This window comes from Nisaea denitrificans DSM 18348, from assembly GCF_000426505.1.
GTDB classification, from domain to species: domain Bacteria; phylum Pseudomonadota; class Alphaproteobacteria; order Thalassobaculales; family Thalassobaculaceae; genus Nisaea; species Nisaea denitrificans.
The window spans coordinates 582,609-606,108 of the sequence record NZ_KE384531.1; the positions used below are offsets into that span (position 1 = coordinate 582,609).

General features: G+C 61.0%; 22 protein-coding genes and 1 tRNA gene. 13 read left to right on the forward strand and 10 right to left on the reverse strand.

Annotated elements, in window-relative coordinates:
• Window positions 1–5: 5 nt before the first annotated feature.
• The 8 genes from rpmG to K328_RS0119740 form a co-directional block, all read right to left on the reverse strand.
• Entirely contained in the window at window positions 6–173 is a 168-nt protein-coding gene (gene rpmG / locus K328_RS0119705) for a 50S ribosomal protein L33 (RefSeq protein WP_028467442.1), read from the reverse strand.
• Window positions 174–271: 98 nt separating this feature from the next.
• Window positions 272–1,753, reverse strand: a complete 1,482-nt coding sequence (locus tag K328_RS25050; RefSeq protein ID WP_051285203.1) for a S41 family peptidase — start codon at window positions 1,751–1,753, stop codon at window positions 272–274.
• A 178-nt stretch (window positions 1,754–1,931) separates the two neighbouring features.
• Window positions 1,932–4,196: a ribonuclease R gene (gene rnr, locus K328_RS0119715; protein ID WP_028467443.1), complete on the reverse strand. Its 2,265-nt coding sequence runs from the start codon at window positions 4,194–4,196 to the stop codon at window positions 1,932–1,934.
• A 13-nt stretch (window positions 4,197–4,209) separates the two neighbouring features.
• Complete coding sequence (gene topA / locus K328_RS0119720) at window positions 4,210–6,885, reverse strand: type I DNA topoisomerase (RefSeq protein ID WP_028467444.1); 2,676 nt, start codon at window positions 6,883–6,885, stop codon at window positions 4,210–4,212.
• Window positions 6,886–6,947: 62 nt separating this feature from the next.
• Window positions 6,948–8,090 (reverse strand): DNA-processing protein DprA, encoded by a 1,143-nt coding sequence (gene dprA, locus K328_RS0119725; RefSeq protein ID WP_028467445.1) that lies wholly within the window; start codon window positions 8,088–8,090, stop codon window positions 6,948–6,950.
• Between the two features lie 61 nt (window positions 8,091–8,151).
• A complete protein-coding gene (gene plsY, locus K328_RS25055; protein ID WP_036554972.1) occupies window positions 8,152–8,781 on the reverse strand; it encodes a glycerol-3-phosphate 1-O-acyltransferase PlsY in 630 nt (209 codons plus the stop codon).
• Window positions 8,774–10,102, reverse strand: coding sequence for a dihydroorotase (gene pyrC / locus K328_RS25060; RefSeq protein WP_342665356.1), 1,329 nt, complete (start codon window positions 10,100–10,102; stop codon window positions 8,774–8,776). Before pyrC ends, plsY begins: the two co-directional genes overlap by 8 nt.
• Window positions 10,099–11,082 (reverse strand): aspartate carbamoyltransferase catalytic subunit, encoded by a 984-nt coding sequence (locus K328_RS0119740; RefSeq protein ID WP_028467446.1) that lies wholly within the window; start codon window positions 11,080–11,082, stop codon window positions 10,099–10,101. Before K328_RS0119740 ends, pyrC begins: the two co-directional genes overlap by 4 nt.
• Before the next feature lie 267 nt (window positions 11,083–11,349).
• Here K328_RS0119740 and K328_RS0119745 point away from each other — a divergent pair, with 267 nt between their 5' ends.
• Together K328_RS0119745 and K328_RS0119750 are read left to right on the forward strand one after the other, a co-directional pair.
• Window positions 11,350–11,646, forward strand: coding sequence for an acylphosphatase (locus K328_RS0119745; RefSeq protein WP_028467447.1), 297 nt, complete (start codon window positions 11,350–11,352; stop codon window positions 11,644–11,646).
• 7 nt (window positions 11,647–11,653) lie between these two features.
• Window positions 11,654–12,076, forward strand: coding sequence for a hypothetical protein (locus tag K328_RS0119750; protein ID WP_028467448.1), 423 nt, complete (start codon window positions 11,654–11,656; stop codon window positions 12,074–12,076).
• 18 nt (window positions 12,077–12,094) lie between these two features.
• Here the strand turns inward: K328_RS0119750 and K328_RS0119755 are convergent, their stop codons facing one another.
• Window positions 12,095–12,373 (reverse strand): hypothetical protein, encoded by a 279-nt coding sequence (locus K328_RS0119755; RefSeq protein ID WP_028467449.1) that lies wholly within the window; start codon window positions 12,371–12,373, stop codon window positions 12,095–12,097.
• A gap of 120 nt (window positions 12,374–12,493) precedes the next feature.
• Window positions 12,494–13,183 (reverse strand): lipoyl(octanoyl) transferase LipB, encoded by a 690-nt coding sequence (gene lipB / locus K328_RS25065; RefSeq protein ID WP_281169441.1) that lies wholly within the window; start codon window positions 13,181–13,183, stop codon window positions 12,494–12,496.
• Window positions 13,184–13,333: 150 nt separating this feature from the next.
• On the opposite strand from lipB, the gene K328_RS0119765 reads away from it, so the two are divergent.
• From K328_RS0119765 to K328_RS0119815, 11 genes are all read left to right on the forward strand, one after another.
• A tRNA-Leu gene (locus K328_RS0119765) sits at window positions 13,334–13,420 on the forward strand.
• A 115-nt stretch (window positions 13,421–13,535) separates the two neighbouring features.
• The gene (locus K328_RS0119770) at window positions 13,536–15,824 is read left to right on the forward strand and encodes an NADP-dependent malic enzyme (protein WP_028467450.1); all 2,289 of its coding nucleotides are present in this window, start codon (window positions 13,536–13,538) and stop codon (window positions 15,822–15,824) included.
• Window positions 15,825–15,828: 4 nt separating this feature from the next.
• Window positions 15,829–17,361, forward strand: a complete 1,533-nt coding sequence (gene mgtE / locus K328_RS0119775) for a magnesium transporter (protein WP_084608434.1) — start codon at window positions 15,829–15,831, stop codon at window positions 17,359–17,361.
• A 44-nt stretch (window positions 17,362–17,405) separates the two neighbouring features.
• The gene (locus K328_RS0119780) at window positions 17,406–17,798 is read left to right on the forward strand and encodes a MerR family transcriptional regulator (RefSeq protein ID WP_028467452.1); all 393 of its coding nucleotides are present in this window, start codon (window positions 17,406–17,408) and stop codon (window positions 17,796–17,798) included.
• Window positions 17,799–17,820: 22 nt separating this feature from the next.
• Entirely contained in the window at window positions 17,821–18,282 is a 462-nt protein-coding gene (locus K328_RS0119785) for a PaaI family thioesterase (RefSeq protein WP_028467453.1), read from the forward strand.
• Window positions 18,283–18,314: 32 nt separating this feature from the next.
• Window positions 18,315–19,487, forward strand: a complete 1,173-nt coding sequence (locus K328_RS0119790; RefSeq protein WP_028467454.1) for an isovaleryl-CoA dehydrogenase — start codon at window positions 18,315–18,317, stop codon at window positions 19,485–19,487.
• A 13-nt stretch (window positions 19,488–19,500) separates the two neighbouring features.
• Complete coding sequence (locus K328_RS0119795) at window positions 19,501–20,112, forward strand: DNA-3-methyladenine glycosylase I (RefSeq protein WP_028467455.1); 612 nt, start codon at window positions 19,501–19,503, stop codon at window positions 20,110–20,112.
• A 32-nt stretch (window positions 20,113–20,144) separates the two neighbouring features.
• Window positions 20,145–20,546 carry a RidA family protein gene (locus tag K328_RS25070; RefSeq protein WP_036554975.1) on the forward strand — a complete coding sequence of 134 codons (402 nt, stop codon included), beginning with the start codon at window positions 20,145–20,147 and terminating at the stop codon, window positions 20,544–20,546.
• Window positions 20,547–20,557: 11 nt separating this feature from the next.
• Complete coding sequence (locus K328_RS0119805) at window positions 20,558–21,232, forward strand: SDR family oxidoreductase (protein ID WP_028467456.1); 675 nt, start codon at window positions 20,558–20,560, stop codon at window positions 21,230–21,232.
• Window positions 21,233–21,260: 28 nt separating this feature from the next.
• Window positions 21,261–21,881, forward strand: coding sequence for a 2-hydroxychromene-2-carboxylate isomerase (locus tag K328_RS0119810; RefSeq protein WP_028467457.1), 621 nt, complete (start codon window positions 21,261–21,263; stop codon window positions 21,879–21,881).
• 10 nt (window positions 21,882–21,891) lie between these two features.
• Window positions 21,892–23,499, forward strand: coding sequence for a carboxyl transferase domain-containing protein (locus K328_RS0119815; protein WP_028467458.1), 1,608 nt, complete (start codon window positions 21,892–21,894; stop codon window positions 23,497–23,499).
• Window position 23,500 lies beyond the last annotated feature (1 nt).

Below are 23,500 nucleotides of genomic sequence, written 5' to 3' on the forward strand. Positions count from 1 at the left end.
GATACTTATTTGATCTTGGATTCCTTGAAAAGCACGTGCTTGCGTACGACCGGGTCATACTTCTTGAGCTGAAGTTTCTCGGTCTGCGTACGCGGATTCTTCTTCGTTACGTAGAAGTATCCGGTGTCAGCGGAGCTGACGAGCTTGATCAGAACTGTCGCGGGCTTGGCCATAGCCGTTCCCCATCGGTCAAAGTGAATTAGAAGGCCGCAAACATATCCATATAACAGGCTCTGTCAAGCGGAGATCAGCGGGCCATTTTCAAGCGCCTTCATTGGGCTTTCGACGGCCATTGCGATGCTATCAGTGAGGCTTCGAAAGCACGGTCGAACAGACTGCGCTGTCCCAATAATTTCAAAGCAAGCGCGAGATCCAGGTCATTCCCGTCTGTGGCGGGCGCCCGGTCGCCGCAGCGGCCGAGCAAGGCTTCCTGAATGCTGTCATCAAGGTCCTGTGCTATCCGGCGTAGCCGGAGGAGTTCACGGGCGCGTATGGCCGCTGTGCGGGCCGTCCCGGCAACATGCTGCAGCGAGGGGTCTTTGATTTCGTCAGTGCAGATTGTCGGATAGACCCCGAAGGGGCCGATCGGATATCCCGACGGCGTATACATGCGCGCCCAGGTGATGATCAGCTCGCCCTCATTCGGCAGGTGGACGATCATCTGCACTGTGCCCTTGCCATAGGTCCGGCCGCCGATCAGGACGGCGCGCCCGCTATCCTGCAGAGCACCGGCGACAACTTCCGAGGCTGATGCCGAATCATGGTTGATCAGCACGATCAGCGGCATGCCGACGGCGATGTCGGGATTGTGTGCCTTGAACTCCTTTACCGATCGCGGGTGCCGGCCCTTGGTCAGGAGGATGCGGCCGTTGTCGATGAAGAGGTCTGCGATGGAGATCGCATCGCGCAGAACGCCGCCCCGGTTGTTCCTGAAATCGAGGATGATGCCGTTCATGGACGGCCCGATCTTAGCCGCCATTTGCCCAACCTTGCGGGAAAGGCTGGCGGCTGTGTCTTCATTGAAACTGCGGATTTCGAAATACGCGGTATCGCCCTTGCCGCTCGAGAACACGGTCTGTTCGATCACCGGTGCGCGTGTGGCAACAGCTGTCCTGTGGATCTCGTCGCTGGATGTCGTCACTCGAACCTCGCTGCCGCTGGGTCCGCGCAGCAAATCCGAGACGGCGACGGCGTCAAGTCCGTCGACGGTCTCGCCATCGATAGCGACGATACTGTCTCCTACGTGAAGGCCACTCTGGGCTGCGGGGCCGTCTTCGTAGACTTCTTCGATGTAGATGGTGCCGTGATTTTCGAACAGCAGGATGCCTATTCCCGAATATCCGCGGCGGTGTGCCCGGTTTCGGTTGGCCGCTGTCGCTGTCGTATATCTGGAGAATCGGTCGAGGTCTTGCAGGGCGGCCTTGAAGATCGCGTCGTAGAGGATCTCGGGAGGTGCTTCCCGGAGCGTGGGGGAGAGCTGGCGTCCGCTATCGACCGCAGCTGCCATCAACATGCTCCATCGAGCCACGTCGTCGGCATCGGGGACGGAGAGGGCGGCGACTTCATGCCCGTTGCGGCCGATCACAATCAGCTCGCCACGATCGGTGACGGTGATGGCATCATCCAAGGTCTTCAAGCCGGAGAGGCCGGCGACGGCGAGTGAGGGCAGGTCCGTCTCTTCGAGATAGAAGCTGGTAATGCCCTCGAACCCGGCAGAAAAGACCTCTGCCGCGTCGTCACGGTTGAATGCCATGGGGTCTGATGGAGCGCGAGGCGCGGCGCAGGCGGCAAGCAAAGTCAGGAGAAGCCCACAAACGGCAACGACGGCCCGGGGTTTTGCCCGCCGTGTCGGGGGGATCTCTCCCCACTGCGTCTTTTGGCTCAATGACTTATCGTCCATACGGCCACTATAGGCGTAAAAACCGCATACGTCAGCGGGGCTTCTTGGCACGCCCTTTCGCATTTCCGCGATGGCGTTTTGCGGGTCCCGACCGCTGATTCCGTTTTGGGCCCTGTCGTCCCACTCCGCGGCGTCCGCCAGGCACACCGGGGGTGCCGCCCGAGACATAGTCCAGCAATACACCACCCGTCAGCGGATCGGCGTCAACCAGTTTGACGACCAGCGTTTCGCCGATCTTGAAGCTCAGCCCGGTTGCGCGACCGGAGAGGGAGTGACGGTGCTCGTCGATATCATAGAAGTCGTTGGGCAGACGCTTCATGGGGAGCAACCCGTCGGCACCAACTCCGGCAAGCGCCATGAACATCCCGGCTGAAGCGATGCCGGAGACCCGTGCCTCGAAGGTATTGCCGATCTGCTCGCTCAGGAAGGCGGCAACATAGCGGGCGATCGCCGTGCGCTCGGCGGCGGCGGCCCTACGCTCGGTCATCGAAATATGGGCTGCGGTCTCGAAAAAGCTTTCGGTTTCAATATCGCCCAAACCGTCTTTGCCAAAGCCATGGGCGTCGATCAAAGCGCGGTGCACCAGTAGATCGGAATATCGCCGGATCGGTGATGTGAAATGGGCATAGCGTCTCAAGCCGAGGCCAAAATGGCCAAGGTTTTCGGGACTGTAGACAGCCTGGCTCTGGCTGCGCAGGACCAGTTCGTTCACTGCTGTTTCGTGAACCTCACCGCGCACCTTGGCGAGCAATTCGTTGAAGGTTTGCGGCCGGATCACGCCGGATGTGCCGAACGGGATCTCGAGCCCCTTGAGAAACTCGGTCAGTGCGGCGACTTTTTCCGGATCGGGTGTTTCATGGACCCGGTACATGCAAGGGCGCTTTTTCGCTTCCAGCGTTTCGGCGGCCGCCACGTTCGCCAGCACCATGAATTCTTCGATCAGTTGGTGACTGTCGAGCCGTTCCCGAGGTTCTATGGACGCAATTTTGCCATCGTCCCCCAACACCACCTTGCGTTCCGGCAGGTTAAGGTCAAGAGCGCCGCGCTTTTCACGAGCGGCGAGCAGAAGACGGAACGCGCCATAGAGAGGCGCGGTGATGCCGTCCGGTACAACATCGGTATCGGCCGTGCCGTCAGCCTCAGCCTGCACCTGTTCATAGGTCAGGCGCGCTGTGGAACGCATCAGTCCGCGCATGAATTTGTGGCTGATCTTATGGCCCCGGGAATCAATCACCATCTCGACCGCGAGACAGGCGCGGTCTTCGTTCGGGCGGAGCGAGCAAAGCCCGTTCGAGAGAGCCTCCGGCAGCATAGGCACGACCCGGTCAGGGAAGTAGACCGAGTTGCCGCGTTTGCGCGCTTCGGTGTCCAGCGCATCGCCGGGCCGGACATAGTGCGCAACATCCGCGATGGCGACGAGGATGCGATACCCGCCCTTGTTTTTCGGATCGGTGTCGGCTTCGGCATGGACCGCATCGTCGAAATCGCGCGCATCGCTGCCGTCAATGGTGACGAAGGGAATATCCCGAAGGTCGGTCCGCTTGCCGAGGGTAACAGGCTTCGACGTCTCGGCCTGGACCGTGCAGGCATCGGGGAAAACAGCCGGTATCTCGTGCTCGGCAATGGCGATCAGGCTGACGGCGCGCGGAGCATTGGCGTCACCCAGCACTTCGGTGATCCGGACATGCTGGAGCCCCATCCGCCCGCGCGGCAGGATCTCGGCCACGACCAGCTCGCCCGGTTTTGCCTCCGAGAGATCTCCCGGTTCCACCACGTAATCACTGCGGGCCCTGCGGTCAGACGAGACGATCCGGTAGCCTTTTCCTTCCTTCCGCAACTGTCCGACGACACGCTCTCCCGAGCTTTCCAGGCGGCGCATGATGCGGCCGCGATACTGGTCCTTATCGGTACGCTCCAGCTTCACCAGCGCCCTGTCCCCGATGCCGACAGACGGTGTTCGGGTGGAGAGAGGGATGGTGATGGCCGGCGGGGCGTTTTCTTCCCGCCATGTAAGCGGGCGTGCGGACGCATTGCCGTCATCGTCGATAGCGGTGATGGCGACCACGGTTACTTCCGGCAATGTGCCGGGTGCCGCCGCGCGCCTGTGACGGCCGAGATCGATCTGGCCTTCCACGGCCAGATCTTTCAGCATGGCTTTCAGCGGAATGCGGTCGGCGCCCTTTATGTTGAAGGCGCGCGCGATTTCCCGGCGTCCGACCGGCGTTGGGCTGTCACGGATGAATTCGAGTATGGCCTCGCGGCTGGGCAAGCCGGGCGGCATTTTGCGTGGTGCCACGCGCGCCGCCGGCCTAGTCGCTGCCGGCCGCCGCGGCCGGCTTCTTCGCGGCAGGCTTTTTAGCAGCCGCCTTTTTTGCCGGTGCTTTCTTGGCTGTCGCCTTCTTCGCTGCCGGTTTTTTGGCTGCCGCCGCTTTCTTCGCTGGAGCCTTTTTGGCGGGTGCCTTCTTCGCGGCACCGGATTTCTCCGCCTTGGCCTTGATCAGCTCGATAGCCTGCTCCAGCGTGATCTCTTCCGGCGTGATGGCCTTCGGAATCGTCGCATAGATTTTCAGGTGCTTCACATAGGGCCCGAAACGGCCGGCGCCGACGGTGATCTGCTTGCCGTCATATTCCCCGAGCTCACGTCCCGGGCTCTTTTTCTTCGGGTTGTTCGCTATCAGGTCGACGGCGCGGTTGATGCCGATGGTCAGCACATCGTCCCCGGCGGGGATCGAAACATAGGTGCTGCCGATCTTCAGATAGGGGCCGTAGCGTCCGATACCGGCAAGGATGACCTCACCGCTTTCCGGATCCGGGCCAACCTCACGCGGCAGGGCCAAGAGACCCAGTGCGGTTTCCAGGGTGACGTCGGACGGAACCATGCCCTTGGTCAGAGATGCCCGTTTTGGCTTCGGCACATCGTCTGTCTTCTCGCCGAGCTGCACATAGGTTCCGTACGGGCCCTTGCGTATCGAGACATCAAGTCCGGTCGCCGGATCCTTGCCGAGAATTTTCGGGCCGTTCGCAAGATCGGCCGTGCCGTCCTCGCTCCCGTCGCCGGCTTGAGTCATCTGCCGGGTGAACTTGCATTCCGGATAGTTGGAGCAGCCGATGAAAGCGCCGAACTTGCCGAGCTTGAGGCCGAGACGGCCATCGCTGCAGGTCGGGCAGGCCCGGACGGTCTCGCCGTTTTCGTCGACCGGGAAGAAGTGCGGACCGAGCTCCTCGTCGAGGGCGGTCAGCACGTCGGAGATTTTCAGGTCCTTGGTCTTGTCGACCGCTTCGTGGAAGGCCTTCCAGAAATCGGTCAGGACCTTTTTCCAGGCGATAGTCCCTTCGGCGATATTGTCGAGGGCGTCTTCCAGCTCGGCTGTGAAATTGTACTGCACGTAGCGGGTAAAGAAGTTTGACAGGAACGTGGTGACCAGACGTCCCCGGTCTTCCGGAATGAAACGGCGCTTGTCGAGAACGACATAGTTCCGGTCCTGCAGCACCTGCAGGATGCTGGCATAGGTCGAGGGCCGGCCGATGCCGAGTTCCTCAAGCCCTTTCACCAGGCTCGCTTCGCTGTAGCGCGGCGGCGGTTGCGTGAAATGCTGATCCGGCTTGGGCTCGTCGTGGGTCAGCGCTTCGCCTTCTGTCACGGCAGGCAGCAGGCGCCCGTCCTCGTCTTCCTCGCCGCCCGGCGCTGGCTCATCGCGAGTTTCCTGATAAAGCTTCAGGAAACCGTCGAAGGTGATGATGGAGCCGGTGGCGCGGAATTCAGCACGGTTGTCGGCAGCCTGGATGGTCACCGTGGTCTGGTCCAGCTCGGCGCTGGCCATCTGGCAGGCGACGGTGCGTTTCCAGATCAGCTCGTAGAGCCGAGCCATGTCCTTGTCGAGCTTGGCCGCCATCTCGCGCGGGTGCCGGCGCACATCGGTCGGCCGGATCGCTTCGTGGGCTTCCTGAGCGTTCTTCGACTTGTTCTTGTACATCCGCGGGCTGTTCGGCAGATAGCGGTCGCCGAAGTTCTTGCCGATATCGTCGCGGATGGCGAAAACGGCATCCTGGCTGAGCTGCACGCCGTCGGTACGCATATAGGTGATCAAGCCGACGGTCTCGCCACCGAGATCGATACCCTCATAGAGCTTCTGCGCGAGCTGCATGGTGCGCGATGCACCGAAGCCGAGCTTGCGCGAGGCCTCCTGCTGCAATGTCGAAGTCGTGAATGGCGGGTAAGGATTGCGCTTGGTTTGCTTCTTTTCCAGAGAGCGGACCGCGTAGGCCCCGCCCTGAATGCGCTCCACGGCGGCTTTCGCCGCTGCCTCGGTGTTGATGGAGAATTTCTGCAACTTCTCGCCGTCGAGGTGGGTCAGGCGGGCAGTGAAATTCTTGCGCTCCTTGGTCCGGAACGCCGCATCGATAGTCCAGTATTCCTCTGACCGGAAGGCCTCAATCTCGGCTTCCCGCTCGCATATCAGGCGCAGGGCAACGGACTGCACCCGGCCGGCGGACCGGGAGCCGGGCAGCTTGCGCCAGAGCACCGGTGACAATGTGAAGCCGACAAGGTAATCGAGGGCGCGGCGCGCCAGGTAGGCGTCGACCAGATCCTGATCGAGCTCGCGCGGGTTATCGATGGCGTCCAGCACGGCGCGCTTGGTGATCTCGTGAAAGACCACGCGCTTCACGTCGACGCCCTTCAGGGCCTTGCGTTCGGAAAGCACATTCTGCACATGCCAGGAAATCGCTTCACCTTCGCGATCCGGGTCAGTTGCGAGAAACAGGCTTTCGGCGCCTTTGACGGCACTGGCGATTTCCTTGATCTGCTTTTCCGCCCGGGGCTGGGCTTCCCAGATCATGGCGAAATCGGCGTCCGGATCGACCGATCCGTCCTTCGAGGGCAGATCCCGGATATGCCCGTAGCTGGCCAGCACCTTGTAATCACTGCCAAGGTATTTATTGATCGTTTTGGCTTTGGCCGGCGATTCGACAACGACGACTTTCATGGGCTACCGGAAGTCCTTTCCTTGTGGCGGTGGCCCGGTCGTGGCGTCGAAAACCCTCCATATTACGGAGGGTTATAGCGTCTCGCCACTCGATTCCCAGGATGCCGCTCAGCCTCACCGGCCAGCTCTGCTTCCAACAGGATGGTTAGGACCACCGGCGGTGACAATTGGCATTGGCGGATGATTTCGTCAACCGCTAGCGGCGTTGCATCCAAAATGGTGAGCACCCGTGTGCGTGCTTTATCGTCAATCTCGTCGGCGGGTTGAGGGGTAAAACCGGAGATGCCGAACAGGTCGGCGATCGCCGGGTCTTCCCGGACGCCGCCGCGCAGCAGCAGACTCAATATGTCCTCCGCCCGCTCGATCAGATGGGCGCCGTCGCGAAGCAATCCGTTGCTTCCGGCACAGCGCGGGTCCATTGGCGATCCGGGCACGGCGCAAACCTCCCGGCCCTGATCAGCGGCAAACCTGGCGGTAATCAGCGATCCGGAGCGTTTTGCCGCTTCCACGACGAGCGTGGCGCGGGTCAGCCCCGCTATAATCCTGTTCCGGGCGGGGAAATGGCGGGCCAGCGGCCGCGTGCCGATAGGCGCTTCGGCAATCAGGGCGCCTTCGGCGAGGATGCGGGCATGAAGCGCGGCATTCTCAGGCGGATAAATGACATCGGCGCCACCGGCGACAACCGCGACGGTGCCGGTTTCGAGGGCACCCGTGTGCGCCGCTGTGTCGATGCCTCGGGCCAGGCCGGAAATCACGACGACCCCATGCGCTCCGAGGTCACGGGCCAGTTTTTCAGTGAAACGCACGGCATTGCCGGAGGCGTTGCGGGCACCGACGATGGAAACCGACGGCTCCAGAAACAGGTGGGCATGACCGAAGAGGGATATCGCAGCCGGTGCGCCCTCTGTCTGGGCGAGCATCGCGGGATAGTCCGGCTCTCCTATTACCAGCAGCCGGCCCCCGGCCTGCTCGTTTGTCCCGATTTCCTTTTCGATGTCCGCCAGCGGCGGGATCTTCAGTTTCGCTCGCCTGCCGCCCCGGCGGGCGAGATCCGGCAATTGCTCCAGCGCAGCTCCAGCCGAGCCGAAGCGGGCGAGCAGATGCTGGAATGTGACCGGTCCGACGTTTTCCGTGCGTATCAGACGAAGCCGGGCGAGCCTTTCGGCTGCATCCGGTGCTGCAGATGTCTGGTGTCCTTTGGCCATGGTAATCCTCCTGTCTCAGCCATGGACGGGACGGGAGGATTTCTGAGAGGAGGAGCCGGTTTTAGCTCTTCGGCTTGCCTTTGGAGAAATTGATCCGGCTTTCCTCGCCCTTGATCAGGCGGCGGATATTAGCGTGATGGCGGAAGACAACGAGCACTGCCATGAAGAGCGCGAGTTCCGCATGTTGCCGGTCGACGAGCCATTCCATATAGAACGGCGCCGCTAAAGCCGCGACGAGGGCGGAGAGCGAGGAAATTCGGAAAGTCACTGCGACCGCGAGCCAGGTAAGGCCCGTCAGCCCGCCGACTAAGGGAGCCAGCGCGAGGAGGATACCGAATGCGGTTGCGACGCCCTTGCCACCATTGAATTTCAGCCAGATTGGAAAACAATGGCCGAGCATCGCGGCACCTGCGGCGATAACGGCCATATCAGGCCCGTATTGGGAGGCGAGCAGCACGGCGGCAGCGCCTTTGCCGCTGTCGCAGATCAGCGTCGCCACTGCCAATCCCTTGCTACCGGTGCGCAACACATTGGTTGCGCCGATACTGCCGGAGCCGATGGCACGGACGTCACCGTGCCCGGCGAGCCGTGTCAGCACTAGCCCGAAGGGGATGGAGCCGAGCAGATAGGCTGCGAGAGCGCAGGCATAGAACGGCCACGTATATTCAAGAGGTCCCAGAAGGTCAGGCATCGGGGAATCTCCGTCGCTCCGGCACAGGTGAGGTCTCGATATCGAAAACCAGATTGCCGGCCCGATAGGTGCGCTCGACGCGGCCCTGCACGGGGCGCTCGTCGAACGGCGTGTTTCTGGATTTACCGCGCAACTCATCCCTGTCGATCCGCACGGCCCGGTTCGGATCGAACAGGATGAAGTCCGCGAGATGTCCCTTGCGCAGCCTTCCAGCCGGCAGTTTCAGCAGATCGGCGGGAGACTGGGTCAAGGCTTTCAGGACCGTCAGCAGCGGCACCTGATCGTTATGCACCAGCTCCAGAGACACAGAGAGAAGCGTTTCCAGTCCGACGCCGCCAAAGTCGGCTTGCGTGAAGGGCAGACGCTTCTGGTCCCGGTCTCCCGGGATGTGGGCACTCACGATGGCGTCGATGGTGCCGTCGGCAATGCCTTCGATCACCGCGTTGCGGTCTTCTTCGGTGCGCAGCGGCGGGGATAGTTTGGCGAAGGTCCGATACCCGATCACGGCGGATTCGGTCAGCGAGAAGTAGGGCGGTGCAGTGTCCGCCGTTACCCGCAATCCGGAGGCCTTGGCCCGGCGCACGGCATTGACTGCCGCAGCGGTGGAAAGGCAGGAAAAGTGCAGCCGGCCACCGGTCAACTCGACCAGCCGGAGATCCCTCTCGATCATCATCACCTCGGCGGCTGCCGGGATACCCGGCAGGCCGAGCCGTGTTGCCGTCTCGCCTTCGTTCATCACGCCGCTGCCGACCATCTCCGGCATTTCGGGATGCTGGATGATTACGGTATCGAACAGTTGCGCATAGGACAGCAGGCGGCGCATCACCAGGGGATGCGCAATCGCCTTGCCGCCATCGGTGAAGCCGGCCGCGCCGGATTCATGCAGCAGGCCGAGTTCCGTCATCACCTTGCCGCCGAGCCCCTTGGTGGCGGCGGCATAGGAATGGATGTTCACCAGTCCGACATCGCGTCCCAGACGTTCGACGAACTCCAGCACCGCGACATCGTCGACGATGGGGTCGGTGTTCGGCAGGCAGGTGAAGGTAGTGACACCGCCGGCGACAGCGGCCTGGGCTGCCGTCGCCAGAGTTTCGATATGCTCGTTCCCCGGCTCGCCGGTGGAAACCCGCATGTCGACCAGCCCCGGGGCGAGGCAGAGGCCCTTGCAGTCCACAACATGCACATCGTCCTGGACGGCATCGACAAAGACATTCGGGCCGATATCGAGGACCCGCGCCCCATCCACCAGCATGGCGCCTTGCGCGTCCAGACCGGACTCAGGGTCGAGCAGGCGGGCATTCTTGAAAAGAGTACGGCTCACTGATTCTTCGCCCATGGTTCGAGCTGCGATTCCGCCAGAACTTCGAGACAGGCCATGCGGACGGCAACACCCATCTCGACCTGCTCACGGATCAGGCTGCGGTCAATATCGTCCGCCACGTCCGAATCGATTTCGACGCCACGGTTCATCGGCCCCGGATGCATGACCAGCGCGTCCGGCTTGGCGACGGAGAGTTTGTCGTGATCGAGGCCGAACAGCCGGTAATACTCGCGGACGGATGGCACGAAGCTGCCTTCCATACGTTCGTTCTGCAGCCGCAGCATCATCACGATGTCGCAGTCGGCAAGCCCGGTGCGCATGTCGTGATGTATCTCGACGCCGAGCCGTTCAAGGCCGGGCGGGATCAGGGTCGGCGGGGCGCAGACCCGGACCCGTGCGCCCATGATCGAGAGCAGATGGATATTGGAGCGGGCAACCCGGCTGTGGGCGACATCGCCGCAGATCGCAACCTGCAGGCCGCTCAGGTCGCCCTTGCGGCGGCGGATCGTCAGCGCATCGAGCAGGGCCTGGGTCGGATGCTCGTGGGTGCCGTCGCCGGCATTGATGACTCCGCAATTCACCTTCTGCGCCAGCAGGTGCACTGCGCCCGAGTCGCCGTGCCGGATGGTCAACACATCCGGATGCATGGCGTTCAGGGTGACCGCCGTGTCGATCAGGGTTTCTCCCTTCTTCACCGAACTGGTCCCGACCGACATGTTGAGGACATCGGCGCCGAGCCGCTTGCCCGCCAGCTCGAAGCTGGTGCGCGTGCGGGTCGAGTTCTCGAAGAAAAGGTTGATGATTGTGCGGCCACGCAGGCTGGACATTTTCTTGTCCGCGCGGCGGTTGATGTCGACATAGCGGTCGGAAAGATCCAGGAGCGCTTCAATGTCGGGGCGCGATAGGCCTTCGATGCCGAGCAGGTGTCGGAGTCGGAGCGCGGGCGCGTCACTTTGGGGCGTGGGCTGAGTGCTAGTCATTAAAGGCCCGTTATACGCATCGCCCCCCTGACCCGGCAAGGACGATCGCGAGGACTTTTGTCTTTTAGCGTGGAGGCGGCGGATCTCCTGTCGAACAACAGTGTGCGTGACTGGATATTTAAGTGTGCCGGATGTGTCGCGCGCCTTGCCGTGCGCGGGAATCGGGTGTGACCGGGGGCGGCCAGGCGGTTCCCGCCCTATACAATTGCCGATGCATTGGCTAACTCTGTTCCAGGAGATCCATCGCCAACTGACGGGCGGCCATTGATGAGCGAACATGTTCCGCGGACAACGATACGGGTCGTGATTTCCGGTCGCGTCCAGGGTGTCTGGTATCGCGGGTGGACTGTGAGCGAGGCGAGCGGGGCCGGCCTTGACGGCTGGGTGCGGAACCGGAGCGACGGCACGGTCGAAGCGGTCTTTTCCGGCTCGTCCGATAGTGTGAATGCGATGATCGAAGCCTGCCGCAGCGGTCCGCCTGCAGCCAAGGTGACCGGCATTGAGTGTTTCGATGATGCCGATCCGCCCGGCCATTCCGGCTTCCATCAGCGGCCGACTCTCTGAGACCAAAATGCAGACTTTCGGACAGGCTTTGCCATCCTCCAGCGAGATGCTCCGGAGACTTGACTGGATCCGGGGGCTGATCGATCGGGAGAGCGATGGCGAGGGGTTGGATCTCTCGCCGCAGGCCGAGGCGCTTTTTGACGAGATGAGCCGGTGCTTTGCTGCCGGAGCCTGGTTGGCGGCACTCGTGCTCGCACAGGCGGCGCTGGATGCTGAATTGTATCAGGGGGACGTTGACGGGCTGGTTCAGAACGAGGCGCGGTTCGGAGCCGACTATCTCTGGCTGCGCAATCGGCGCAACCATCTTCTCCACGCGGACGACCCGCGTCCGGCCGTGACTGTTGCGGATCTGCAGCAGGATGGCCGGCTTCTTGAGCAGGAAGCACGCCGTGCAATAGGGCTTATGGTGAAAGCGGTCACGGCACGTTAGCCGGGCAGCGTAAGAGCCTTATCGCGAAAAGGTGCGATATTCCGGCTCGGCGAGGAACCAGACGGCAGCAGGGTTCGCCTGCAGAGATGTACGGCCTTTAAATTCTGTTTTCTGCAGCAGGCGTTTTTCGAGGAGGCCGAGAAGAAGATCTGCAATTGGTGTGTCGATGCGGGCAATAAATTCTCCGACATCTTCTGGTTTCGACGGATTGTAGCCGTCCAAAATCAGGTCGAATACCTCACACTCGTCCGGCGACATTGTACGAACGGTGTCGGCTATGTTGGTCTGGTGGCGCATTATTCGAAAACCAGATCGTTCAGATGAATGTCTCCATATAGTATCGACTCAATATCGTTAAGTTAATGTGAAATTTCTTTAAAATACATTTTATCAGCTGTGCGTTTCCGGGCTTTTTCTTTATGCGACGGAGCCGGTTTCGTCCTGACGGCAGAATTGTTGTCCCGGCCCAAAAACGGTCTCAAACGCGGCGCGCAATTCGATGTCAGCTTCCGCCATTGAAACCAGTTGCCCCATGTCGTGCAGGCTGGTGACGCCGTGCTCGCTGATGCCGCAGGGTACGATCCCCTCGAAATGGGATAGCTCCGGCTCTACGTTGATCGACACGCCGTGCATGGAAACCCAGCGTTTCAGGCGCACGCCTATGGCGGCGATCTTGTCCTCCCGTAGGGGGGAGCCGATATCGCCACGTGTCACCCAGATGCCGACGCGGCCGTCGCGCCGCTCTCCCTTGACGTTGAAGGCCGAGAGCGTGCGGATGATCCAGTCTTCCAGGGCGCTTACGTAAGCACGGATGTCTTGTTTGCGTGCTTTCAGATCGAGCAGCACATAGGCCACTCGCTGACCGGGGCCATGATAGGTGTATTGGCCGCCGCGGCCGGTCTGGAAGATCGGAAAGCGGTCGGTTTCCAGAAGGTCTTCCGGGTTCGCGCTGGTACCGGCCGTATAGAGGGGAGGGTGTTCCAGAAGCCAGACGAGTTCCGGCGCGGTCCCCTCGCGAATGGCCGCCGCGCGGGCGTCCATTTCAGCAAGCGCGTCCGGATAGGCGACCGGTTTATCGGATATCCGCCATTCAACCGTCATGGTAATTTTGTTCCTGGCATCGTCATATCTCTCCTGGCCGGGTCAAAGTTTTTTCGCATCCATGCTCTTTTCCGCACAATGCTACTTGATCCCGTTAAAGGGATTTGCTACTCCCCCGCATCCCGAAGGCGCAAGCCTTCAGATGTCACCACATGTGCGGTCGTGGCGGAATTGGTAGACGCGCAGCGTTGAGGTCGCTGTCCTGGAAACAGGGTGGAAGTTCGAGTCTTCTCGACCGCACCATCTCTCTCAGTATCATAATGACTTAATTGCCTTTCGGCGCCATATCTGCTGTGGCGTTATAAGGCTATGCGGTCTATCCAATGACCGGATGCGGATGTGATCGGGGAGAGCCATCGTGGCTGACGAACTGAAGGAAGCGGCACTTTATTTTCACAAGTACCCAAGGCCGGGGAAGCTGACGGTCGAAGCGACCAAGCCACTTGCGACCCAGCGTGACCTCTCTCTTGCCTATTCTCCGGGTGTTGCCTACGCCTGCATGGCCATCGTTGAAGATCCGAACGAAGTCCGGAACATGACGGCCCGCGGAAACCTCGTCGGCGTGATCACGAACGGGACCGCGGTGCTTGGCCTCGGCAATATCGGGCCGCTCGCCTCCAAGCCGGTGATGGAAGGCAAGGCCGTCCTCTTCAAGAAGTTCGCTTATATCGACGTGTTCGACCTTGAGGTCGATGAGCTCGATGTCGACAAGTTCTGCGATGTCGTAGCCTCACTGGAGCCGACTTTCGGCGGTATCAATCTCGAAGACATCAAGGCGCCGGAATGCTTTGAAATCGAGGAGAAGCTCCGCGCCAGGATGAACATCCCGGTTTTCCATGACGACCAGCACGGCACGGCCATTATTGTCGCGGCGGCAATCCTCAGCGGTCTTCGCTGCGTCGACAAGAAGCTGGAAGACATCAAACTGGTCACCTCCGGTGCCGGCGCTGCGGCGCTCGCCTGCTTGAAGCTGCTCGTCTCAATGGGTGTGAAGTACGAGAACGTTACCGTCACGGACATTGATGGTGTGGTCTACAAGGGCCGCGCCGCGATGAACCCGCACCTGGAAGCGTTTGCCCAGGAAACCGATGCCCGCACTCTGGGCGAGGTCATTGATGGTGCCGACGTCTTCCTTGGTCTTTCCGCGCCGGGCGTGCTGAAGCAGGACATGGTCAAGAAGATGGCGAAGGACCCGCTGGTTCTCGCTCTTGCCAATCCGGACCCGGAAATCACGCCGGAAGATGTGCGCGCCGTCCGTCCGGACGCGCTGATCTGCACCGGCCGGTCGGACTACCCGAACCAGGTGAACAACGTTCTCTGCTTCCCGTATATTTTCCGCGGGGCGCTTGATGTCGGGGCGACCACGATCAACGAGGAAATGAAGATCGCCGCGGTCGAGGCCATCGCCGATTTGGCTCAGCAGGAAGCCTCCGACGTTGTCGCGAGCGCTTATGGCGGAGAGGCTCCTTCCTTTGGCCCGGAATATCTGATTCCGAAGCCGTTCGATCCGCGCCTGATCCTGGAGATCGCGCCGCGTGTCGCCAAGGCCGCGATGGATAGCGGCGTCGCCACCATGCCGATGGAGGATTTCGACTGGTATCACGAGAAGCTGAGCCAGTTCGTCTACCGCTCCGGTCAGGTGATGCGCCCGGTGGTGCTATCCGCCAAGCAGGACCCGAAGCGTATTGCCTTTGCGGAAGGCGAGCAGGACCGGATCCTGCGCGCCGCCCAGAGCATCGTGGATGAAGGCATTGCACGTCCGTTGTTGATTGGCCGGCGCGATGTAATCGCCGGAAAGATCGAGGATCTGCATCTCCGTCTGAAGCCGGACGAGGATATCGAGATCGTTGATATGCAGAATGACGATCGACTCGATTCCTTCGCTGCGACCTATCACAAGATGATGGCCCGGCGCGGGGTTGCGCCAGACCGGGCGCGGCAGATCATGCGCAACAGGCCGACCGCGATTTCGTCGATCATGGTGTGTCAGGGTGAGGCCGATGCCGGTATCTGCGGCGCGATTGGCCGCTGGCGAGATCATCTTGTTGAAGTCATTGATATCATTGGTCCGCGCGCGGATGTGCATCGCTGCACGGCTCTCAGTCTTCTGATCATGCCGCAGGGACCGATCTTCATTCTCGACACCCACGTAAACCCGACGCCGAGCGCCTCGGATCTGGTGGAAATGGTCGGGCTTGCAACCACGGAAGTGCGCAGCTTCGGCATTGAGCCGAAGGTCGCCCTGTTGTCGCATTCCAACTTCGGCTCATCAAATCTGGAGTCTGCGGTCCGGATGCGGGAATCGATTCCTGCGCTGAAAAAGGCTTATCCCGATATCGAGATCGAGGGGGAGATGCATGCCGATGCGGCGCTCAGCGAGGCGACTCGTGACCGGGCTTTCCCGGGCGCAGGTCTTACCGGGGCCGCGAACCTGCTGGTCATGCCGGGGATCGATGCTGCCAATATCTCCTTCAATCTGCTGAAGACGCTCGGTCGCGGCCTGTCGGTCGGGCCGATCCTGCTCGGCACGGCGTATCCGATGCATATCCTGACATCGTCGGTCACCGTACGCGGCATCATCAACATGGCAGCCGTTGCTGTTGTCGACGCACAGGAGCATCACCGCATCCGTGCCAAAAAGGGGTGAGCCGGTGAGCGTCGATGGTCCCAACGATCACGTGCAGGAGCCAGTGGAGCCTGTCGGCGCCGAGAAGCTTCCCGGCGATGAAGCGGCGGTCATCCAACGCAAGGCGCGGGCCAAGCGCAAAAAGAAGAAGCTGAAGCGGCGGATCCGGTCTCTGGAGAAAGAACTCGCCGTTTATGACAGCGTTGCTGCCTCGAAGCTTTATGGGCTTACGCCGGAGCTGGAAAAGGAAGTGGCGCAGGCGCTGGCTGGAGAAAATCCGCGCCAGCTCTACCGGCTTGTGCGTCCGCTGCACGCCGCCGACCATGCCGACCTGATCGAGCGTTATTCGGGACGTAACCGGGAAGCGCTGGTTGTCGTTCTGGGGCGCTATTTCGACCCCGAGACCCTGACCTACCTCGACGACAAGGTGCGTGAGGAAGTGATTCCTCTGCTTGACGAGGAGGTTCTCAGGAACGCCATGCACATGCTGGAATCCGACGATGCTGTCGAGATTCTGGGGGAATTGGACGACGACGAACAGGCGCGTCTGCTTGACACCATGCCTGACCGCGAACGCGCGATGGTCGAGGAGGGTCTGGCCTACGACGAGGCCAGTGCCGGTCGTCTCATGCAGCGTGAGATGGTGACGGTTCCGGAGCACTGGACTGTCGGCCAAACCATTGACTTCCTGCGCACCACGGAACAGCTGCCGAATTATTTTTACGATATCTACGTTGTCGACCCGGCTCATCACCCTTTTGGGAAACTGTCGCTCAGCCGCTTGCTGCGGAGCAAGCGTCCGGTGCGGGTAGCTGACGTCATGAGTACGGATTTCCACAAGGTGCCGCTCGTGATGGACCAGGAAGACGTCGCCATGATGTTCCGGCAATACGGGCTTGTTTCCGCGCCGGTAGTGGACGCTGACGAGCGGCTGATCGGTATGATCACGGTGGATGACGTGGTCGATGTCATGAACGAGGAGGCGGAGGAAGACATCCTGCGGCTCGGCGGTGTGGCGAATGACGATCTGCATGGCAGTTTGTTGAGCACCACCCGCAGCCGGTTCTCCTGGCTGGCGGTCAACCTGGTGACGGCGATTGTCGCCTCCGGCGTGATCGGTGCCTTCGAGACCACGATCGAGAAGATCGTTGCCCTCGCGGTGCTGATGCCGATTGTCGCCTCCATGGGCGGCAATGCAGGAACCCAGACTTTGACCGTCGCCGTGCGGGCGCTGTCCATGCGTGAGTTGAGTTCCACCAACGCCTTCAAATTCGTGATGAAGGAAATGACGGTGGGATCCCTGAACGGGATAATGTTCGCACTGATCGCGGCCGGCGCCTGCTGGGCCTGGTTCGGGGACCCGAAGATCGCGGCGGTGATGGCTTCGGCCATGGTGATCAATCTTTTTGTCGCCGGTCTTTCCGGTACGCTGATCCCGATCACGCTTGAGCGGTTCAAGATCGATCCGGCCGTCGCCTCCACGGTATTCCTAACCACAGTGACGGATGTGGTCGGCTTCTTCACCTTCCTCGGGCTTGCGGCGCTGTTCCTGATATAACCGGTTTGATTGACGTTAGCGTCAATCGGTGATTTCCTTTTCCGATGCTGAAGGAAATCACCACGGCGGATCTTGCCCGCGAGTACGATCTGACAACACGAGCGATCCGGCATTATGAGGCTCTGGGGCTGATCTGCCCGGCCCGGCGCGGTCGCACGCGGATTTTCAGCCAGCGGGACAAGGTGCGTGTCGGTCTTATTGCGCGGGGGCGGAGGCTTGGCCTCTCCCTTGAGGAAATCCGTGAAATCATTGACCTCTATGATGCCGAACGGGGCGAGGAGCGGCAGATCCTGCTGCTCCTTGGAAAGCTCCGGGCGCGGCGCTCCAAGCTGCAGGAACAGGTGCGTGAGATGACCCTGATCCTGGACGAACTCGATGCCGTCGAGGCGAGTTGCATTGAGTCGTTGACGGATCTGGCCAAAGACGGGAATGATTGACGTGAACGTCAATGAAGGTCCGATGTCCAGATTTCAGACACCCAATCCAGATTTTGCCGGTCGTGTGCGGGAAAGCTTCGCGCGGCAGGCTTTCATGGAGCATATCGGCGCCGTGCTTTCCGATGTCGCGCCGGGCCGCTGCGTGATTGACCTTCCCTACAGGGAAGAATTGACCCAGCAGCATGGTTTCTTCCATGGCGGTATTATTGGCACGCTTGCGGACAATGCCTGCGGCTATGCTGCCTTTACGCTGGCGCCGGCGGATGCGAGCATCCTGACCGTCGAATACAAGATGAATATCGTCTCGCCCGGAGATGGGGAGCAGCTGGTTGCCAGGGCTGACGTTGTCAGGCCCGGACGCTCGCTTGTGGTCTGCCGGTGCGACGTTCTTGCGGTGAAGAACGGCACAGAAAAACTGGCCGCGACCGCGCTTGCCACAATGATGCTCATGCATGGTCGCGAAGACGACCGAAGCGGCAACTGACGCCGTAAAAATGCAAAGCGGAGGAAACAAGAATGATCCCGAATGATATCCCCTCGCTGAACTATGATCTGGGCGAGACCGCGGACATGCTGCGCGATGCGGTGCGTTCTTTCTCGGCGGATGAAATTGCGCCGCGTGCGGCGGAGATCGACCGGTCAAACGAGTTCCCGATGGATCTCTGGCCGAAGCTTGGCGCGCTCGGTGTGCTTGGCGTGACCGTGGACGAGAAGTACGGCGGCGCCGGGATGGGCTATCTCGAGCATTCCGTTGCCATGGAAGAGATCAGCCGGGCGTCGGCATCTGTCGGCTTGAGTTACGGCGCCCATTCCAATCTCTGCGTCAACCAGATCCGGCTGAATGGCACCGAGGAGCAGCGGCAGAAATATCTGCCGAAGCTAATCTCCGGGGAGCATGTTGGCGCGCTGGCCATGAGCGAGCCCGGCGCTGGCTCTGACGTCGTGTCCATGAAGCTGCGCGCGGAAAAGAAGGGTGATCGTTACGTCCTGAACGGCACCAAGATGTGGATTACCAACGGCCCGGACGCGGACACGCTGGTGGTTTATGCCAAGACCGATCCGGACGCGCATCAGCACGGCATCACCGCTTTTCTGGTGGAGAAGGGCTTCAAGGGATTCTCGACGGCGCAGAAGCTGGACAAGCTCGGCATGCGGGGCTCGAACACGTGCGAGCTGGTGTTCGAGAATTGCGAGATCCCGGAGGAAAACGTTCTCGGCCAGCTGAATGGCGGCGCCCGGGTACTGATGAGCGGGCTCGATTACGAGCGCGCGGTGCTGGCTGCCGGATCGCTCGGCATCATGCAGGCCTGCATGGATATCGTCGTGCCCTACATCCATGAGCGTAAACAGTTCGGCAAGTCGATTGGCGAGTTCCAGCTCATGCAGGGCAAGATCGCTGACATGTATGTAACGATGAATTCGGCCAAGGCCTATGTCTATGCCGTGGCCAAGGCCTGCGACCGGGGAGAGGTCACCCGGAAGGACGCCGCCGGCGCGATTCTCTACGCTGCCGAAAAGGCAACCTGGATGGCGCTTGAAGCAATTCAGTGCCTCGGCGGCAACGGGTACATCAACGACACCGCGACCGGGCGGCTGCTGCGCGACGCCAAGCTGTACGAGATCGGCGCCGGTACCAGCGAAATTCGCCGGATGCTGATTGGCCGCGAACTCTTCAAGGAAACCGCCTGACCGGGAGGGCCACGTGGCCATCGATCATGAAAACGGCCTGATTCATGAGGCTGACGGCAAGCCGCGCTGCTGGTGGTGTGCCGGAGACGATCTCTACCGTCACTATCACGACACAGAATGGGGCCAGCGGGCGCGGGACGACCGCACGCTGTTCGAGAAGACCTGCCTTGAGGGCTTCCAGTCAGGACTTTCCTGGCTGACGATCCTCCGCAAGCGCGAGAATTTCCGCGCGGCCTTTGCCAATTTCGAAATCGAGAAGGTTGCCGCCTTCACCGATGCGGATATCGAGCGCTGCCTGCAGGATGCCGGGATCGTCCGGCACCGGGGCAAGATCGTCTCGACGATCAACAACGCAAAGCGGGCCATTGAGCTGATCGAGAAGGAAGGCTCCCTCTCGGACTATGTCTGGGGTTTCAGGGCGGAGCATCGCGGACCGGAGCGGCTCGACTATGCGACCCTGCAGACCATGGCCACCACACCGGAATCGACGGCGCTTTCCAAGGATCTGAAGAAGCGTGGCTGGAGCTTTGTCGGCCCGACCACGTGCTACGCTTTCATGCAGGCCATGGGCATGGTCGACGATCATGTCGAGGGGTGTCACGTTACTGTCGGAGAGCGACGGTAGAGGACGGCCAGCAAGAGCCGGAGGGAGGACAAATGATCGGAAAGCGCATCTATTCAGGATCGCCGTTCGAGGAAATGGCCGGATACGCCCGTGCCGTTGTCGATGGCGACATGGTCTATGTCTCCGGCACGACAGGCTTCAATCCGGAGAGCATGAGCTTCCCGGATTCGGTAGAGGAACAGGCCGAGCTGTGTTTCCTGAACATCCAGCGGGCGCTGCTTCAGGCGCGCAGCAACCTTGAAAACATGCTCCGCGTCCGGGTCTTTGTTGCCAGCCGGGAAGAGTTCGACCGAATCAAGCCGATCATCAAGAAATATTGCGATGCCGCCCGTCCGGCGAACACGACGATCATCTGCGATCTTGCCGAAGAGCAGATGCGTGTCGAGGTCGAGGTGACGGCGAAAGCCATCCTGCGGCCTGGCAACGAACGCTGAGGGAGGCGAAAATGCCGACAGTTCTGATTACCGGGGCAAACCGGGGAATAGGTCTCGAGCTGGCGCGTGCTTACGCGGCGGATGGATGGTCCGTGATCGGCGCCTGCCGGAACCCGGACGGGGCCACGGATCTCGCGGCTATTGAGGGTGTCGAGCTTTGCCCTCTGGATGTGAATGACGCGGCCAGCATCGCGGCCATGCCTGAACGCTACATGGGTCGTCCGGTTGATGTTTTGCTGAACAATGCCGGGATCATCGGCGGGCGCGGCATGCTGGCCGAGATCGATTACGCGGCCTGGGCCGACACGATGGAAACCAACCTCTTCGGCCCGATCCGTATCGCCGAGGCGATGAAGGACAATGTCCTGTCCAGTGATCGCAAGCAGATGGCCTTCATCAGCTCGAAGATGGGCTCACTCGCGGAATGCACCGGCGGATCCTACATCTACCGGTCCTCCAAGGCCGCCCTCAACATGGCTGTTAAATGCCTGTCGCTGGAATTTGCCGGAAACGGGCTCACCGCCGTGATGTTCCATCCGGGCCATGTGCGCACCGATATGGGGGGCGCGGCGGCCCCGGTTCTTCCGATGGAAAGCGCTACCGGCATCAAGTCGGTGATCGATGGATTGAGCCCGTCCGACAATGGGCGGTTCTTCAACTACGACGGGACGGAATTGCCGTGGTGACCGGCCACGGAGTTAAGGGAGCGAAACAATGACTGAGAACGGTACGGGCGGAAGTCCGATCATCTTTTATTACGACTATTCCTCGCCATTCGCCTATCTGGCGGCCCACAAGATCAACGATTTGGCGAAACTGTATCACCGCCAGGTGGATTGGCGGCCGACCCTGCTGGGCGCGGTCTTCAAGCTGAACGGTAACACACCGTTGATGGACCAGCCGCTGAAGGGAGCATATTCGCGCCGCGATCTTGACCGCTGTGCCCGCCTTATGGGGCTTCCCCTGAGTTTTCCGGAGAGCTTTCCGTTTCTTTCCGTGGCAGCGGCACGGGCAACCTGGTGGTTGAAAGGCAAGGACGAGGCTCTGGCGCAAAAAGTCGCGCTGGCCCTGTTCAATGCGGCTTTTCAGGAGATGAAAGCGATCAACAATGCCGAGGCGGTTATAGAGATTGCCGCCGCGAACGGTGTCGATCCGGACGAGCTTCGTGCTGCTCTCAACGATGCGGACGTAAAAGAAAAGCTGAAGACCGAGGTCGATGCATCGATCGAGGCCGGGGTCTGTGGTGCACCGTTCTTTATTGTCGATGGCGAGCCTTTCTGGGGCGCCGACAGGCTGGATCATGTCGAACGGTGGCTCAGCACCGGCGGTTGGTAAGGGTATTTCAATGACGGTTATCAAGACTGCCCTCGTGGGCCGGGACGAGACTTTCCAGCGCAATGCGGAGCGTATGCGGACGCTGGTCGCGGATCTGCAGGAGCAGGTCGCCGGCGTCAAGCTGGGGGGCGGTCAGCGCAGTCAGGAGCGGCATGTTGGCCGCGGCAAGCTGCTGCCGCGTGACCGGGTCAGGACCTTGCTTGATCCCGGCGCGCCGTGGCTCGAATTCTCCCAGCTTGCTGCCCATGGCATGTATGGCGGTGATATCTCCTCCGGCGGTATCCTGACCGGGATTGGCCGGGTCATGGGCCAGGAGGTCATGGTCATTGCCAATGATGCCACGGTGAAGGGCGGAACCTATTTTCCGATCACCGTGAAGAAGCATCTTCGGGCTCAGGAAATCGCCTGGCAGAACGGATTGCCCTGCATCTATCTGGTGGATTCCGGTGGCGCTTTTTTGCCGGAGCAGGATGAAGTCTTCCCGGACCGGGATCATTTCGGGCGGATCTTCTACAATCAGGCCAACATGTCGGCGGACGGTATCCCGCAGATCGCGGTGGTGATGGGCTCCTGCACGGCCGGGGGCGCCTATGTCCCTGCCATGTCGGACGAAAGCATCATCGTCAAGGAGCAGGGCACTATCTTCCTCGGCGGCCCGCCGCTGGTGAAAGCGGCAACAGGTGAAGTCGTCAGCGCAGAGGATCTGGGCGGCGCGGATGTGCATTCCCGTATCTCTGGCGTGACCGATCATATCGCCCGGGACGATACCCATGCCCTCGGACTGGCGCGCCGGATCGTCGGTAATCTCAATCGGGTGAAGCGCCCGACCCTCGCCGTGCGCGAGCCGGTCGAGCCGCTTTACGATGCGGAAGAAATCTATGGCGTTGTGCCGGAGGATACCCGGACGCCCTATGACGTCCGCGAGATCATTGCCCGCATTGTCGACGGCTCCGAATTCGACGAGTTCAAACCGCTTTACGGGACAACGCTCGTCACCGGCTTTGCCCATCTCTGGGGCTATCCGGTCGGTATCATCGCCAATAACGGCATCCTGTTTTCGGAATCCTCCCTGAAAGGCGCCCATTTTATCGAGCTCTGCTGCCAGCGCGGCATTCCGCTCGTGTTCCTGCAGAACATCACCGGCTTCATGGTGGGCCGGAAATACGAGTCCGGCGGTATCGCCAAGGACGGGGCTAAGCTGGTGACAGCGGTTGCCTCCGCCCGGGTGCCCAAATTCACGGTCATTATCGGTGGCTCTTTCGGTGCCGGGAATTACGGTATGTGCGGGCGGGCCTATGGCCCCCGCATGCTCTACATGTGGCCGAACTCCCGAATTTCGGTGATGGGCGGTGAGCAGGCCGCGAGCGTTCTGGCCCAAGTGCGCCGGGACGGTCTGGAGGCACGCGGCGAAAGCTGGCCTGAAGACGAGGAGGAGGCCTTCAAGGCGCCTATCCGCGATCAATACGAGACGCAAGGGCACCCATATTACGCCAGCGCGCGGCTCTGGGACGACGGGATCATCGATCCCGCCGATACACGCACCGTTTTGGGCCTCTCCATTTCCGCTTCGCTCAACCGCGACATCGAGCCGACGAAATTCGGCATTTTCCGGATGTAAA